Consider the following 12,530-nt stretch of genomic DNA (forward strand, 5'->3'; position numbering starts at 1 on the left):
AAACCACCAAAGCTCGCACTCGTCGCCATCGCCAGACGCATCGTCGTCACCGCAAACGCCCTCCTACGCGACAACGTCACCTTCCAAACCTGACCAGCCCTCAACACAGTTGCCGGATCAGCGCTCCGGCTGCGCCGTCGCTGGTCCGGGGCGCGAAGGCTGTTCCCAGGCCATCGCCTTCCTCCTACCGGCCGACCAGTCGCCGCCTTTGGGGCGCCATGTGGCAGTGCTATACAACGCCTCGCACAGCACAGCTCGAATCGAAGACCAGCATCACAAGGAGAGGCGACGGAATGCGCACCTCAGCCGTGACACGCACCGCCCACCGCCGGACGGTTCTCGCCGCCCTTTCCGCCCTTGCGCTCGTGCCCGCGCTCGTCATGCCGACGGTGGCCGATGCCGCCAGCGAGCGCTTCATGGTGCTGGGCCTCCCCTTCTTCAAGCCGTACCGGGCGGCCATCGCCACCCTCGATGTGGACGGCGCCGGCAAGGTCTCCGGCACACTCGCGCCGCCGTCGGGCGATGCGCGGGCCGCGATTCCGGTGTCCGGCACGCTGGCCGGCGGGGCGCTGAAGCTCACCATCGGCCAGGGGGACGACAGCTACGCCCTCGCCTTCACCGAGAACCAGCGCGGCCTGCACCACATCTATGAGGAGACGGCGGCCATCCCCGGCCTCGCGGCGGTGACGGTGTTCCGCCCGGAAGGCGGCTTCTCCGAGCCGGCGCTGGTGCTCCAGCACGATGAGGACAATTGGTGCGGCCTCGTCACCGGGGGCCTCGCCGTGGACCTCAAGGCGGCCGACCTCGCCCGCACGCCGGTGGCGCCTGCCGAGCTTGCCGAGATCGATCTCGTGGTCACGCCCCAGCAGGGCGGCACCGCGAAAGTGAAGCTGAAGGAGGCCTGGAGCCGCCTGCGCCTCGCCGCCCGCGACGGCGACGACGTTTCGGTTGATGTGGCCGTGCCGCTGGGCGCGGAGGCGAAGATCGCGCAGGAGCTGCGCAAGGTGCCGCTGGTGGCCACCGTCACGCTGCCCTCCGTGTGCGGGGAGATGGCGTTCGCCGCCGTTCCGCGCGCCAAGCTGATGGACGGCGACAAGGTGTCCGAGGCGAAGCTGAAGGCCTATGGCGACGCCATGCTGGCGCGCGTCCTCTCCGGCGCCGCGCCCGAGGGCGGCAACGGCACGCGCAAGTTCAAGGTGGCGGGATCGGTGGTGCCGGGCGAGGCGGGGCCGGCCTACAAGGCGACCGTCTCCGCCGAATCCGAGGCGAGCCGTCTCGCCAAGGGCAATTGGGACCAGTTCACCGTGCTGCTCCAGCCGGTGGTGACGCCGGCGGATACCGCCGCCTCGGTGTCGCTGGTGCCCCTCGTCATCGATCTCAAGGTGGCGAAGAAGTCCGGCCCGCAGGCGCCGGCGGATGCCGCCTTCAAGCCGGCGGATGATTCCACGCAGGTGGCGGCCATCAGCCACCGCCTCGTCTCCTACATCGCCGCCGCCGAAGGCACGCGGTGCAGCTTCCTGACCCAGACGGCGTTCGACGAGCCGGACGGCAGCCTCTCCTGCACCAACCTCGCCCTCGACGACGTGAGCGCCGCCGACGACAACTGAGGCCGTCGGCCCCGGGTGCCGCGCGGGCGGCTGAAGCTGTGCCGCTGTCCTGATCTCGCGAAATGCCCGGCCCTGTGCCGGGCATTTCTGTTTCCGGTGTGCAGTCACGCTTGGCGGCGGTGCCGTTCCGTTTAAGTTGTGAACGGTCAAGCTGCGCGATATTTTTAATCTATTACTTTTCGGAAGGCGTCCGCGTCGGGCTCGAGCTGCACATTAAGGCCATGATTGCTTCTGTTTTGTAATGTTTGTCATCGGAACCATCCTCCCCACGCTCCGTTCTCTGACGGGGACACAAGAGAGGATACGAACCGATGAACACTCGTCAGCAGGGCGGATCCGGGAACTTCGAGAACGATCGCGACCGCGCCTCCGAGGCCGGCCGCAAGGGCGCCGAGCAGGCCGCCCAGAACCGCCAGCAGGGTGGACAGGGCGGCGACAACCGCCAGCAGAGCCAGCAGGAGCACGATCGCGGCCAGCAGGGCGGCTCGGGCAACGCCCAGGACCGCGAGCGCGCTGCCGAAGCGGGCCGCAAGGCCGGGCAGGGCATGCCGGAGGAGAAGCGCTCCCCGCAGGCTCCCGACGCCGCTTCGGACGCCGCCCGCAAGGGCCAGCGCTGAGGCTGAACGGGGCGCGGCCTGGAGCGCGATCCGAGCGGGTTTAGATCCGCTCGGTGAATCGCCCTCTACTCCAAGAGAGAGGTCGCGCCCCCTCTCCATTCATTCTTCCGGGAGGTGCCACATGGGCTTTTTCTCCAAGGACATCCATTCCATGGACGATCTGTTCGTCCACACGCTGCGCGACATCTATTATGCCGAGAAGCGCATCCTGAAGGCGCTTCCGACCATGATCGAGAAGGCGCAGAATTCCACGCTCCGCCAGGCCTTCCAGTTCCATCTCGGCGAGACCGAGGGGCATGTGAAGCGGCTTGAGGAAGTGTTCCGCATGCATGGCGTCGAGGCCAGCACGGTGAAGTGCCCGGCCATCGACGGCATCATCGCGGAGGCCGAGGAGATCGCCTCCGAGGTGGCGGACCAGGAATTGCTGGACGCGGCCCTCGCCGCCGCCGCGCAGGCGGTGGAGCATTACGAGATCACCCGCTACGGCACGCTCATCGCCTGGGCCAAGCAGCTCGGCCGCAACGACTGCGCCGCCGTGCTCCAGCGCAACCTGGACGAGGAGAAGGCCGCCGACGCCAAGCTCACCGGCCTCGCCGAGGCCAAGCTGAACATGCGCGCCGCCGAATAGGGCGGCACCTCTCCCCGCGAAAACCCCGCCGGTCCGCCGGCGGGGTTTTTTATTGGCCGGATCAGGGTGCGCGAGCCTAAATGGGCCAGCGCCTGTTGGATGGGGTATGGCGGCAAGGACGTGGCCGCGAAGGATTACCAGTGCGGCTGCCGGCGAGTAGGGGCGATCGCTGCGCTTCTGGCGTGGCGCCGTGTCCAGCTGAAGATCAGTTGTTCTAAAGGTGTCGCCGGCGCGGAATGGTGGGCGATGCAGGGATTGAACCTGCGACCCCTCCCGTGTGAAGGGGAAGCCTGATTGAGCGTTTACAACGCTTTTCGGCTTCCCTTCAATCCGCTCCCCGGATTTTCCCCGGATTTCGATTTCCGTCCGCGTGGCGGCGTGGGCAAAAGATCGGCCTTACGGCTTTCCTCGGAAACCACGACATGCTCATAGCGCGCGGCTGACTTCGGGTCGCGCCATGCGCCCGTGCCGACAAGCCCGCGCGTGTCGAGCCCGGCATAGCGGCGCATCCATGTCGCCCATGTGTGGCGGAAGGTGTGGAAGCTGCAGAAGGCCACGTCGGCGCCGGCCTCGGTCTTCACCTCGGCGAGCCATGTGTAGAGCCGCCCGCACTTGCGGAAGCGGAAAACCTTCTTCTTGCCACGCTCCAGCCCGCGCGGGTGATTCGCCAGCGCCGCCACCACCACGGGCGGCAGGTGGACGCCGCGCGGGTCGTCGTTCTTCGTCTGCGTCACATAGGCGAAAGCCTCGTGCAACATCAGCTTATCGCAGGTGAGGGCCAGCGCCTCGCCGAGCCGCATGCCGGTGTAGCAGAGGAGCCGCAGGAAGGCGCCGAACTCCGCGTCCTTGCGGTCGGCCGCGGCGAAGATGCGAAATGCCTGCTCCGGCTGGAGCCAGTCGACGCGAGCTGACCCGCGCCAGCCCTTGGGCCGGCGCAGCTTCATGTCGATTCCGGCATGTTTCAGCACCGCCGAGACGGGCGTGTAGACCTGCCGGTTGCGGGTGGGCGCGCCGGCGTCGGGATAAAGGGTTGCCGCGGCGCGGTCGATATCCTGCTGGGTGATGTCGGCGATGGGCTTCTGCCCGAGGATTGCGATCAGGCCGCCGTGCCATACGTCCGCGTTCGGGTCGTGCTTGCCGAAGAACCTGTCGTCTCCGCCGCCTTCGATATAGGCACCTGCGGCGAACTCGAATGTGATGGACGGCTCGCCCTCCTTCACTCGCGGGGAAAGCCCACCACGTTCGATTTCCGCCTTGCGGGCCGCGAGGAGCTTTCTGGCAAGGGCTTCGACAGGCGTTCGCGTAGTCTCCTCAACGTATTGTCCGAGGTAGGTTCCGCGGATGTACCAGTTCGGCGTTTTGCCCGGCTTGGGCGGGACGAGCTTGAGTGGCACCTCATGGCCTCCCAGAGGGCGCGGATATCGGATTCGCTGAACAGCTTGCGATGGCCGTTCTGCGCATAGTGGGGGTGATCCTTCACCAAATCCTGCAACGCGCGGCGGCTGATGCGCAACTCGGCCGCCGCTTCCTCCATGGTGAAGATCTTGCCGAGCGTGCCCATCACTCCCTCCCGCACCAGCTGGCCGGCGGGCGCGGGGCGTCCGGGTCGTAATGGTAGGGCTGGGCGTAGCCTTCGGCGAGGAGGGTGTCGCCCACGTCATGGCCGTTGGCGGTGAGCTGGCCGCAGAGGCGCCCGTGGTTGCAGCGCTTCGTGCCGGCGGTGCCGGGCCGGCAGCGGCAATCCACCTCCTGAAGGTCGAGACTGCCGGCGTCCACGATTTGCTGGAGGCGCCGCGTGGCGAGGGCGGAGAGCATGCGCTCGGCCGGGCAGCGGGCGCGGTCGCCGGCCTCGGGCGTGTCGAAGCCCACGAGGCGGTAATGCGCCGGGCCGACGGCGATGGTGTCGCCGTCGATGACATGGATGGCGGACGGCGCGATGGGCTCGCCGCGGGCCTGCGCCAGCAGGATGACGAAGATGAGGAAGACGCCGAGCACCGCCAGCCCGGCGACAATCAGCGCATCCCGGGCCCGCTCGTAGTCAGAAGGGAATTTCATCGTCGATCCCCTGCGGCTAGCTGGTGGGGCGGTCGCGCGGCGGGTCGGCGCGGTTGTAGTCGTCGGGGGTGCCGGCGGGCGGTCGGGTGCTCTGGCCGTCGAGCAGGGTGAGCTCGCCGCGGTAGGGGCGCAGCACCACCTCCGTGGTGTAGGTCTCGCGCCCGTCCTTCTCATATTTGCGGGTCTCTAACTGGCCCTCGATGTAGACCTTCGAGCCCTTCTTGAGGAACTGCTCGACCACGCCCACCAGGTTCTCGTTGAACACGACGACGCGGTGCCACTCGGTGCGCTCCTTGCGCTCGCCGGTCGCCTTGTCCTTCCAGTTTTCGGACGTGGCGATGGAGAGGTTGGCGATGCGCCCGCCATTCTGGAAGGCGCGCACCTCCGGATCACGGCCGAGATTGCCGATGAGGATGACCTTGTTGACGCTGCCGGCCATGGGTCAGGCCTCCGGATTGCCTTGGGCCTCAACGTAGCGGAGGGCCCATGTGGGATGGAAAGGCATCGTGTGCTTGATGCCGTCGATCTGGATCATGAGCCGGAAGCCGCGGGCGCTCCGGATCGTGCCCATTTCAGGCTTGCCGTCTCCGGTGTATTCGACGCGCCCGCCTCGCTTCGCCGGAACGCTGTAGGCTTTACGGAGCCGCGCCATTTCGCCGGACATGGCTCAGGACTCCCCGCTCGTGAGGGGGCCGCCATCCAGCTGGTGGCGCGTGCAGAACGGCTCGCCGTCGTCCGCCCATTGGGCCTCGGAAGAATAGAGCCACCGTCCGCAGCCGTGGCACTGGATGTAGGGGTCATCCGGTTTCTTGTGTTTGCCTTTAACCGGCGCTTCAGCCCTACGCCGGAACACCTCTGTTGTAGAGGCGAGGGAGATCCGTCGTTCGTTGCAGTCGGCCTGCGCAGCGGCTTTGGCGGCTTCGATGCCATTGGCCGCCAGCCAGACGCACCCTTCCGGCCTCCATGCATCCTCGCGGACATAGTAGGTTCCGACCTCGGATTTCGCGATAAAGCGCGTGGTCTGAAGTTCGGGCGGTGCAGCTTCCCACTCCAGCGGCTTTACCCTGACGTCGGGCGCAACGGGGAGGGAGGCGAAAACTTCATCAGGCTCATACGGCTCCCCAGCTGGCAGCGGGTCATCCGGGCCGAGCGGCTCGCCGGTTTCCAGATTGCAGAAGCCATCGCGATCATTGCCAAAACACTCGCGATGCCCAAGACCTTCGTTGATGTCCGGAAGCACCATCTGCCCTTTGAGTATTGGCTCACGGCAGATGAAGCACTTGAGCGTCTCGCCCTGTGCCTCGGCGGTGGGGGCGGCGAGTCCCCCCATCGCCGTTTCACAGATTGCCCGCGCCTCGTCGGCGGTGATCGCACCTTCCGGCTTCATGACCCATCGCCCAGCCGGGCCGCAGATGCGCCAGCGCTTCCCATCGTCGTTCATCAAAATCCACCCGGCGCGCCCTGCCTGAAACCGTTCGTATCGAGCCAGCTTCTCCGGGTCCGGCGTGAACGTCGCGCCGACCATGGGCGCCATGCGCTGAAGCTCGCTCACGATGTCCTCCCCTCCGGTCTCGGTCGGGAGGGATGCGAGAGCTACGGTAAGGCGCCGCCTGACTTGGTATGCCTCAATGTGCTTTTCCGGGTCGAATGGCATGCCTGTGACGGTCATGTCGCCATTATCGTTGAACACCGCGTCGGCGAAGTAATCGAGGGCGCTCACGGCCTTGCGGAGCAGCCCACGAACGTCAGGGACGACGGGAGGGACAGGGGCGGCGGCGAGGAAGTCAGGCCACGCCGCCAGAGCAAAGGCAAGCGCCTGCACGCTGCCGTTCTTGCGAACGCGGGCCTTCATTTCCTCGGTGACTTTAACTGGCACCAGCGCCCACCCATCCGGCACCACCACCGGGGCGCGACGCGCCAGAGCCAACGTGGCTGCGATGGCCAGAGGTGCGTTCCCGTTGTCCGGCCACGTATCCGGGTCGGCGCCGATGAGTTCAGCGACGCTCTTACGAAGCTCGTTGAGGGCATCATCGGCATTTTTGTAAGGACCAAGCCAGCGGGTGGCGCTCACGACACGACTCCTTCCGGCACGTCGAACAGGCCGAGCGCGCCCTTGAGCGGGATGAAGGGGAGGGGTTCCACGTCCGCCAGCACGAGGCCGTTGGGGCCGAAGAACCAGGGCGAGGCGTGGCGGCTCACGCAGTCCACGAGCTTCGCTCGGCCGACGATGCCGCCGCGGGGCAGGTCCGCCATGGGCGGGACGGCAAGGCCGAGGCCGGCGGCGAAGTCGCGGCAGTCCTCATATTCGTCGCGCGTCATGCCCTTGGCGGCATGGATGAGCAGCGGGCCGCGATAACTGGTCCACCACTTGCGGTTTTCGACCGGCTTGCCGTGGAGGATGCACCAGGCCCACGGCTGGCGGATGGAAAGCGCCTTCATGCTGCGGTCTCCGTGTGGCGCGGGCCATAGTCGATGCAGATCTCGTCGATGGCCGCGCCGGGTTGCATGGGGAAGGCCGTGAAGGAAATCTCCCACAGGTCGACCTGCGTGATGGTGCGGATGCCAGGGCGTTCACGGCGGCATCGCAGGGTCTTGAACCCGATGGAGAGGCCGAACGGGCGGCGCTCCCACAATGTCCGCGTGAGGCTTCGCTGCCCCGGCGCGAGATGACCGCGCACAAATAGGCCCTTGGCGTCTTCCCGCATTTCGGTCCATGTGCCGACGCTCGTGCGCGGGTCGTGCTCCAGCAGCATGCGCACCTCTCCTGCCGGACGGCGGGCAAGGCTTTCGGCGAAGGCGCCGGGCAGCACCTCGTCGCGGCCGAGGTCCACGACATGGAAGAGGCAGGCATAGCCCTGCAGCGTGACGAAGGGCTCACCCATGGGCGCCTCCTTCGGGCCGCGCGGCGCGGATGATCTCGGCGCGGGTGGCCCGCTCGCCGGCGAGATAGCCGGCCTTGAACTGCTTCTCCAGGTCGCCCACGGCCTCGATGCGGCCGAGGGCGTAGCCGACAAGGAAGGAGAGGGCCATCAGGCCGATGGTGACGGGGTCAGCCATGGCGCAGCACCTTGGCCAACTTCTCTCGATAGTCACTGCGGCCGTGCACATAAGCCGACGCATAGATCACGATGCAGAGGCCGGGGCCTGCCCGCGATGCCGTGGGCTCGGCGCCGAACACGACGGCAAGAATCACGTCCAGCGCGAACCCCACCACCGCGCCGAAAAAGCCAACCAGTCCGATGACACAAAGCATCACGAAGAGCTTGGCTATGTAAGCCAGTGCGTTTTCCATCGCTCACACCCGCATCGGCATGAGGACGAAGAGGGAGCCGGTGCCCTCCGCCTCGGGGGTGATGAGGCAGGGCGAGCCGGGATCGGCCATGGCCATCGTCACCTTCGCGCCGGGCACGGCGGCGAGGATGTCGGCCACGTAGGAGGCGTTGAAGCCGATATCGAGCGGCTCCGCGTCATAGGCGGCTTCGAGCTCGTCCGTGGCGTTGCCCATGTCCGGGTTCTGCACGGTGAGGGTGAGGGCGCCCTTCGTGGCGCCGTCCGCCTGCTCGGGCGGGGCGAAGCTGAACCGCACCGCCCGCCCGCGCTCGCTGGAGACGGTGGAGACGCGGGCGACCGCCTCGCCGAGCGCCGCCTTATCCAGCGTCGCCAGCTTGTCGTTGCCGGAGGGGACGACGCGGCCATAGTCCGGGAAGGTGCCGTCGATGAGCTTGGTGGTGAGCGTGGTGACGCCGGCCGTGAGCCGCAGCTTGGTGGTGCTCACTTCCAGCCGCACGCTCTCCTCGCCCAAAGGCTTGAGGAGGCGGCCCATCTCGCCCACGGCCTTGCGCGGCACGATGATGCCGGCCATTCCGTCGCTGCCCTGCGGCGCCAGCACCTGGTGCTGCGCCAGCCGGTGCCCGTCGGTGGCGACGGCGCGCAGCATGATGCCGGGGGCATCGGGTTGGCCGGCGGCGGCGCCCCCGGCATCAACCACGTGCAAATAAATCCCGTTCAGGAAATAGCGCGTCTCCTCGCTGGAGATGGCAAAGTCCACGCGGTCCAGCATGTTCAACAGCGCGGCGGCGGTGAGCGCGAAGCTGTTGGAGAAGGCGCCGGCGGAGAGGTCCGGGAAGTCGGCGGCATCGAGGGTATTGACGCTGATGCGGCTGCGCCCGCTCTTGATCGTGAGCTTGCCGCGCTCGCCCTCGTCCGAAAGCTCCACCTTGGCGCCGGCCGGCAGCTTGCGCACGAAATCCGATGCCATCTTGGCCGGCAGGGTCGTCTCGCCCGCGGCGGACACATCGGCTTCGGCCGTGCTGATGGCCTCCATGTCGAGATCCGTTCCGGTGATGGAGACGGTGCCGTTGTGGGCGGAGAGTCGGACGTTGGAGAGAATCGGGATGGTGTTCCGGGTCTCGACCACGCGTCCGACGCGGTCCAGGGCGGCGGCCAGCGCGTCGCGGCTGATGGTGAGTTTCATGGCGTGGGCTTTCCTTGGGTGCCGCCGTTCGCTGCGGCATCCGTTCCGGATGCCTGCTCGGGCGCGTAGGGGTCGGCGGGCGGCACAAGGTGTGCCGGCATCTGCCGCCGGTAACGCCAGGCGAGATGCGCCACGTGGCGCACCTGCGCCGGCGTGAAATTGCGCGGGTCGGTCTGGCCGATGTCCCGGGCAAAGCGCTTGTGAGGCGAGCCCGGCAGGAAGGTGACGCCTTGCAGTGCCGCGATGCGGTCGAGCACCAGCCCGGATTGGTGCATCATGCCGCGGCCCTCTCGCTTGCACCGTCCTGCTCGGGCGCGGCGAACAGGTCCGGCGTGCCGGATGGGGCAGAAGCTTTCGCGGCGGCGCGCGCGTCGCGGATCTCGGCTTGGAGCGCGTCGCAGGTGGCGCGCACCAGTTTCTGGGCGAGGGCGGCGCGCGGGGCATGCCGGCGCGTCGCTTTCACATAGGCCGCCGCCATCTCCCGGCGGCGCCGTTCAAGATGTGCAATCCGGGAGGTGCCGGCGGCGCGGGTCATGGCGTCAGGCCGCCATCTCGGGCGCGCCCTCGAAGGCGGGCAGGCTGGTTTCCTTGGTCGCGCGGGCGAGATCGTCCTGCACGCGCTCGCGCAGGAAGAATTCCCAGCGATAGAGCTGGTAGAACCAGACGACCTCGCCGCCGGCCGCGCGGTAGCGCAGGCGGGCCGGGATGCGCACCACCTCGGGCTCGGCATCGCCCGCGAGGAACGGCGCGACCGAGACGATGAAGATGCCGGGGATGTCGATGGGCTGGCCGTTGGCGCCGGTGTGCTCGGTCTCGAACACCATCTGCCGCTCGCCGGAGGCATTGCGCACGGCGCTCTTCATCTTCGCGCCCACGTTCACCTCGAGGTGGCGGCTGAGGTCGAGGATCTCGGCGGGCGTGCCGAACCGCTCCTTGAACATCGGCTCGAAGGTGTTGATTTCGTACTGGTCGGGCGCGGCCAGTTCCGCCGCGTGCTCCTCCATGAATTCGGCGAAGTCGGCCTGCTTGAACGTCTTGCCATGGCCGGCCACCCACACCTTGAATTCCTCGGTGAGCGGGAACGGATAGGCGATGCGGTGCTTGCCGCGCCGGGCGGTCTTGGTCTCGTCCGACTTGTGGTAGTCGATCACGGCGGTGAGCTTGGGCTCGGGCCAAGCGGTCTTGGCAAAGATGGCGGAGCCATCATCCTTGTGGCGGTTCACCAGCTCGATGAAGCTCGCGAGCGTGGTGACGACGGCGGTGCCGACCCGCTCCAGCGGCGGCTTGGCGGCGCGGACCTCTTCGAGCAGCGAGATCGGCTTCTGCGCGTGGCGGTCCCACAGGATGGGCACGGTGTCGGGCAGGTCCGGGCCGAGGCCCTTGGTGGGCACCTGCAGGATGGTGGGCGCCGAGCCCTCGCGGGCAAGCGCGGCGATGGCTTCCACCGTCGCGCCCTCGACGCTGCCGAGGAAGGTGGGGGGAGAGGTGAGCAGAAGTTCGCCGGCGGGTTCCTCGCTGGGCGGCGGCGACGTGGTCTTGTCGGTCATGGTCGGTCCTTTGCTAGGTGAGAGGGAAGTGGAGGCGGTCAGGCGGTGTCGCGGCGCGCGATGTCGCGCGGGCCGAACATGTCCTGTTGGCTCGGGTGCTCGACGGAGAGCGCGCCGTCGACGATCCAGAACGTGCAGGCCTTGAACCCCTTCTTCTTCGGGGGCTTCATGTCGATCTGCGGCAGGCAGTCGATCCGGTCGCCGACCTTCTGGACCTTGATGGTGAGGGTGATGGTGCCGCTGGCGGTCTCGTCAGGGTGCTGCTCGACAGCCTCGATGAGGCGATGGAGTTCGGAGTCGGCCTCCTCCTCCACCCGGCCGCGGTGCATGATGCCAACCGCCTCGAAAAACTTGCGAAGGGTGCGTGCCATTTGGTCCTCGGGAGCGCTCAGGCCGCCTTGGCGGCGAGGTGGGGGGGCGGGCCGGAACCCGCCCGTCAGTCCATCTGCTGGCGGGCCAGCTTCTCGTAGGGGTCGAACTCGCGGGTGATGCGCAGCTCGTACTCGCCGGGGGCGAGGAGGATCGGTTCGTGGGTGTCGTGCTCGCGCAGGTGCACCAGCGGCGTCGGGCTCTCCACGATGGCGCGCAGGATGCGCATGCCTTCGGGCGGACGATCCATCACCGCCACGGCGCAGGTGCTGCGATCGAGCACATGGTGGTGCCCGGTCTCGCTGTGGCCCACCACCATGTGACCGCCTTCCGGCTGCAAGGCGGTGAATCCGCGGGGCATTCTGGCGGGTGCATCGCCGATGCGGCGGATATAGATCTCGCCCTGCGCGGCACGTTCGACAAAGGTCTTCATCTCTTCAGCTCCTGACTTCGGGCCTGGTGAAATCCATGGGGGTGAGGCCGGCCATCCAGGCTTGGCCGGCAAGGGCGGTGTCGATCTCGGGCGGGACGCAGACGGCGAACTCCCGGCCCGTGCCGCACCGAACGCGGACAAAGCGAGTGCGGCCCACATCCGGTAGCTTCACCTCGAGCAGGGTTCCGATCTCGGGATCGGCGTCCGCATCGATCTCGCGCGCGCCGAGCTGCTGCAGGATCGTATTCCAGCCAAGCATCTCGATGCCGGCGCGCCTGACTTCCAGGTTGCGCTCGGCCATCACCTCGGCGGCGGGAAGGCTGTTGCGGGACTCGATCCAGTGCGACGGCACGCGTACCCCGTGCCAATGGTAGAGCGCCCAGCCATCGCGCCACCTGTGCGAAGGGCCGTCTTCACAGTGGGGGCGGTTTTCGGCATCGACGCGCAAAATTTCCGGAAAGTCGGACACCATGCAGAATTCGGGGTGCAACACCCGGAATCCGCCTTCGATGGCCGCCTGCTCCCATGCCTCGTAGGCCTTATGCTCGGGCAGCCGAAGCCCGAGAATGTCGCGTGCAGCTGTGAGATAGCTATCCCATGCCGGCCACATGTTGCCGCCCTGATAGGCGACCCACCACCGCCGCGCGCATTCGAGCCCGAGCATGCCAGCCATTTCGAAACACGCTGCAGCGGCGCCTTTCTCGGCCGCGTCGGTCGCCGCGACGGTCGCCGCGCGGGTCGCCGCGACGGTCGCCGCGTGGGTCGCCGCGCGGGTCGCCGCGACGGTCGCCGCGCGGGTC

Annotated in this window: 20 protein-coding genes; 3 read left to right on the forward strand and 17 right to left on the reverse strand. The window is 67.6% G+C overall.

What is annotated here, in order from left to right; genetic code table 11:
* Positions 1–293 precede the first annotated feature (293 nt).
* From EJ105_RS26950 to EJ105_RS26960, 3 genes are all read left to right on the forward strand, one after another.
* A complete protein-coding gene (locus tag EJ105_RS26950) occupies positions 294–1,607 on the forward strand; it encodes a hypothetical protein (protein ID WP_024278311.1) in 1,314 nt (437 codons plus the stop codon).
* A gap of 311 nt (positions 1,608–1,918) precedes the next feature.
* Complete coding sequence (locus EJ105_RS26955) at positions 1,919–2,224, forward strand: KGG domain-containing protein (RefSeq protein WP_250168775.1); 306 nt, start codon at positions 1,919–1,921, stop codon at positions 2,222–2,224.
* Between the two features lie 121 nt (positions 2,225–2,345).
* On the forward strand, positions 2,346–2,852 hold the full coding sequence (locus EJ105_RS26960; protein WP_250168776.1) for a YciE/YciF ferroxidase family protein: 507 nt from the start codon (positions 2,346–2,348) through the stop codon (positions 2,850–2,852).
* A 302-nt stretch (positions 2,853–3,154) separates the two neighbouring features.
* Here EJ105_RS26960 and EJ105_RS26965 read toward each other — a convergent pair whose 3' ends face one another.
* The 17 genes from EJ105_RS26965 to EJ105_RS27045 all read right to left on the reverse strand — a co-directional run.
* Entirely contained in the window at positions 3,155–4,072 is a 918-nt protein-coding gene (locus tag EJ105_RS26965; protein ID WP_250168777.1) for a tyrosine-type recombinase/integrase, read from the reverse strand.
* Positions 4,069–4,413, reverse strand: a complete 345-nt coding sequence (locus tag EJ105_RS28055; protein ID WP_250168778.1) for a helix-turn-helix domain-containing protein — start codon at positions 4,411–4,413, stop codon at positions 4,069–4,071. Before EJ105_RS28055 ends, EJ105_RS26965 begins: the two co-directional genes overlap by 4 nt.
* On the reverse strand, positions 4,413–4,907 hold the full coding sequence (locus EJ105_RS26975; protein ID WP_250168779.1) for a thermonuclease family protein: 495 nt from the start codon (positions 4,905–4,907) through the stop codon (positions 4,413–4,415). Before EJ105_RS26975 ends, EJ105_RS28055 begins: the two co-directional genes overlap by 1 nt.
* A gap of 16 nt (positions 4,908–4,923) precedes the next feature.
* Positions 4,924–5,346: a single-stranded DNA-binding protein gene (gene ssb, locus EJ105_RS26980; RefSeq protein WP_284145666.1), complete on the reverse strand. Its 423-nt coding sequence runs from the start codon at positions 5,344–5,346 to the stop codon at positions 4,924–4,926.
* 3 nt (positions 5,347–5,349) lie between these two features.
* Positions 5,350–5,571 (reverse strand): hypothetical protein, encoded by a 222-nt coding sequence (locus EJ105_RS26985; protein WP_250168780.1) that lies wholly within the window; start codon positions 5,569–5,571, stop codon positions 5,350–5,352.
* 3 nt (positions 5,572–5,574) lie between these two features.
* Positions 5,575–6,978 carry a hypothetical protein gene (locus tag EJ105_RS26990; RefSeq protein WP_250168781.1) on the reverse strand — a complete coding sequence of 468 codons (1,404 nt, stop codon included), beginning with the start codon at positions 6,976–6,978 and terminating at the stop codon, positions 5,575–5,577.
* Entirely contained in the window at positions 6,975–7,346 is a 372-nt protein-coding gene (locus tag EJ105_RS26995; RefSeq protein ID WP_250168782.1) for an ASCH domain-containing protein, read from the reverse strand. Before EJ105_RS26995 ends, EJ105_RS26990 begins: the two co-directional genes overlap by 4 nt.
* Positions 7,343–7,789 (reverse strand): HK97 family phage prohead protease, encoded by a 447-nt coding sequence (locus tag EJ105_RS27000; protein WP_250168783.1) that lies wholly within the window; start codon positions 7,787–7,789, stop codon positions 7,343–7,345. Before EJ105_RS27000 ends, EJ105_RS26995 begins: the two co-directional genes overlap by 4 nt.
* A complete protein-coding gene (locus EJ105_RS27005) occupies positions 7,782–7,964 on the reverse strand; it encodes a hypothetical protein (RefSeq protein ID WP_250168784.1) in 183 nt (60 codons plus the stop codon). Before EJ105_RS27005 ends, EJ105_RS27000 begins: the two co-directional genes overlap by 8 nt.
* Positions 7,957–8,199 carry a hypothetical protein gene (locus EJ105_RS27010; protein WP_250168785.1) on the reverse strand — a complete coding sequence of 81 codons (243 nt, stop codon included), beginning with the start codon at positions 8,197–8,199 and terminating at the stop codon, positions 7,957–7,959. The genes EJ105_RS27005 and EJ105_RS27010 overlap by 8 nt, the downstream gene beginning before the upstream one ends.
* A gap of 3 nt (positions 8,200–8,202) precedes the next feature.
* A complete protein-coding gene (gene dnaN, locus EJ105_RS27015; protein WP_250168786.1) occupies positions 8,203–9,381 on the reverse strand; it encodes a DNA polymerase III subunit beta in 1,179 nt (392 codons plus the stop codon).
* The gene (locus EJ105_RS27020; protein WP_250168787.1) at positions 9,378–9,659 is read right to left on the reverse strand and encodes a hypothetical protein; all 282 of its coding nucleotides are present in this window, start codon (positions 9,657–9,659) and stop codon (positions 9,378–9,380) included. Before EJ105_RS27020 ends, dnaN begins: the two co-directional genes overlap by 4 nt.
* Complete coding sequence (locus EJ105_RS27025; protein WP_250168788.1) at positions 9,656–9,916, reverse strand: hypothetical protein; 261 nt, start codon at positions 9,914–9,916, stop codon at positions 9,656–9,658. The genes EJ105_RS27020 and EJ105_RS27025 overlap by 4 nt, the downstream gene beginning before the upstream one ends.
* Before the next feature lie 4 nt (positions 9,917–9,920).
* Positions 9,921–10,928 (reverse strand): DUF2303 family protein, encoded by a 1,008-nt coding sequence (locus tag EJ105_RS27030; protein WP_250168789.1) that lies wholly within the window; start codon positions 10,926–10,928, stop codon positions 9,921–9,923.
* A 38-nt stretch (positions 10,929–10,966) separates the two neighbouring features.
* Positions 10,967–11,299, reverse strand: coding sequence for a hypothetical protein (locus tag EJ105_RS27035; protein ID WP_250168790.1), 333 nt, complete (start codon positions 11,297–11,299; stop codon positions 10,967–10,969).
* 65 nt (positions 11,300–11,364) lie between these two features.
* Positions 11,365–11,730 carry a hypothetical protein gene (locus EJ105_RS27040; RefSeq protein WP_250168791.1) on the reverse strand — a complete coding sequence of 122 codons (366 nt, stop codon included), beginning with the start codon at positions 11,728–11,730 and terminating at the stop codon, positions 11,365–11,367.
* Between the two features lie 4 nt (positions 11,731–11,734).
* Positions 11,735–12,530 (reverse strand): DUF6745 domain-containing protein (locus EJ105_RS27045; RefSeq protein WP_250168792.1); only part of this gene is annotated, 796 nt, incomplete at its 5' end.

Source organism: Xanthobacter aminoxidans (genome assembly GCF_023571765.1).
In the GTDB taxonomy this organism is placed as follows: Bacteria; Pseudomonadota; Alphaproteobacteria; order Rhizobiales; family Xanthobacteraceae; genus Xanthobacter; species Xanthobacter aminoxidans.

What these genes read in the sequence shown, in the direction of transcription:
- EJ105_RS26950 (WP_024278311.1), top strand. Translation starts at nt 294, where the DNA reads ATGCGCACCTCAGCCGTGACACGCACCGCCCACCGCCGGACGGTTCTC.
- EJ105_RS26955 (WP_250168775.1), top strand. Translation starts at nt 1,919, where the DNA reads ATGAACACTCGTCAGCAGGGCGGATCCGGGAACTTCGAGAACGATCGC.
- EJ105_RS26960 (WP_250168776.1), top strand. Translation starts at nt 2,346, where the DNA reads ATGGGCTTTTTCTCCAAGGACATCCATTCCATGGACGATCTGTTCGTC.
- EJ105_RS28055 (WP_250168778.1), bottom strand. Translation starts at nt 4,413, where the DNA reads ATGGGCACGCTCGGCAAGATCTTCACCATGGAGGAAGCGGCGGCCGAG.
- EJ105_RS26975 (WP_250168779.1), bottom strand. Translation starts at nt 4,907, where the DNA reads ATGAAATTCCCTTCTGACTACGAGCGGGCCCGGGATGCGCTGATTGTC.
- ssb (WP_284145666.1), bottom strand. Translation starts at nt 5,346, where the DNA reads ATGGCCGGCAGCGTCAACAAGGTCATCCTCATCGGCAATCTCGGCCGT.
- EJ105_RS26985 (WP_250168780.1), bottom strand. Translation starts at nt 5,571, where the DNA reads ATGTCCGGCGAAATGGCGCGGCTCCGTAAAGCCTACAGCGTTCCGGCG.
- EJ105_RS26995 (WP_250168782.1), bottom strand. Translation starts at nt 7,346, where the DNA reads ATGAAGGCGCTTTCCATCCGCCAGCCGTGGGCCTGGTGCATCCTCCAC.
- EJ105_RS27000 (WP_250168783.1), bottom strand. Translation starts at nt 7,789, where the DNA reads ATGGGTGAGCCCTTCGTCACGCTGCAGGGCTATGCCTGCCTCTTCCAT.
- EJ105_RS27005 (WP_250168784.1), bottom strand. Translation starts at nt 7,964, where the DNA reads ATGGCTGACCCCGTCACCATCGGCCTGATGGCCCTCTCCTTCCTTGTC.
- EJ105_RS27010 (WP_250168785.1), bottom strand. Translation starts at nt 8,199, where the DNA reads ATGGAAAACGCACTGGCTTACATAGCCAAGCTCTTCGTGATGCTTTGT.
- dnaN (WP_250168786.1), bottom strand. Translation starts at nt 9,381, where the DNA reads ATGAAACTCACCATCAGCCGCGACGCGCTGGCCGCCGCCCTGGACCGC.
- EJ105_RS27020 (WP_250168787.1), bottom strand. Translation starts at nt 9,659, where the DNA reads ATGATGCACCAATCCGGGCTGGTGCTCGACCGCATCGCGGCACTGCAA.
- EJ105_RS27025 (WP_250168788.1), bottom strand. Translation starts at nt 9,916, where the DNA reads ATGACCCGCGCCGCCGGCACCTCCCGGATTGCACATCTTGAACGGCGC.
- EJ105_RS27030 (WP_250168789.1), bottom strand. Translation starts at nt 10,928, where the DNA reads ATGACCGACAAGACCACGTCGCCGCCGCCCAGCGAGGAACCCGCCGGC.
- EJ105_RS27035 (WP_250168790.1), bottom strand. Translation starts at nt 11,299, where the DNA reads ATGGCACGCACCCTTCGCAAGTTTTTCGAGGCGGTTGGCATCATGCAC.
- EJ105_RS27040 (WP_250168791.1), bottom strand. Translation starts at nt 11,730, where the DNA reads ATGAAGACCTTTGTCGAACGTGCCGCGCAGGGCGAGATCTATATCCGC.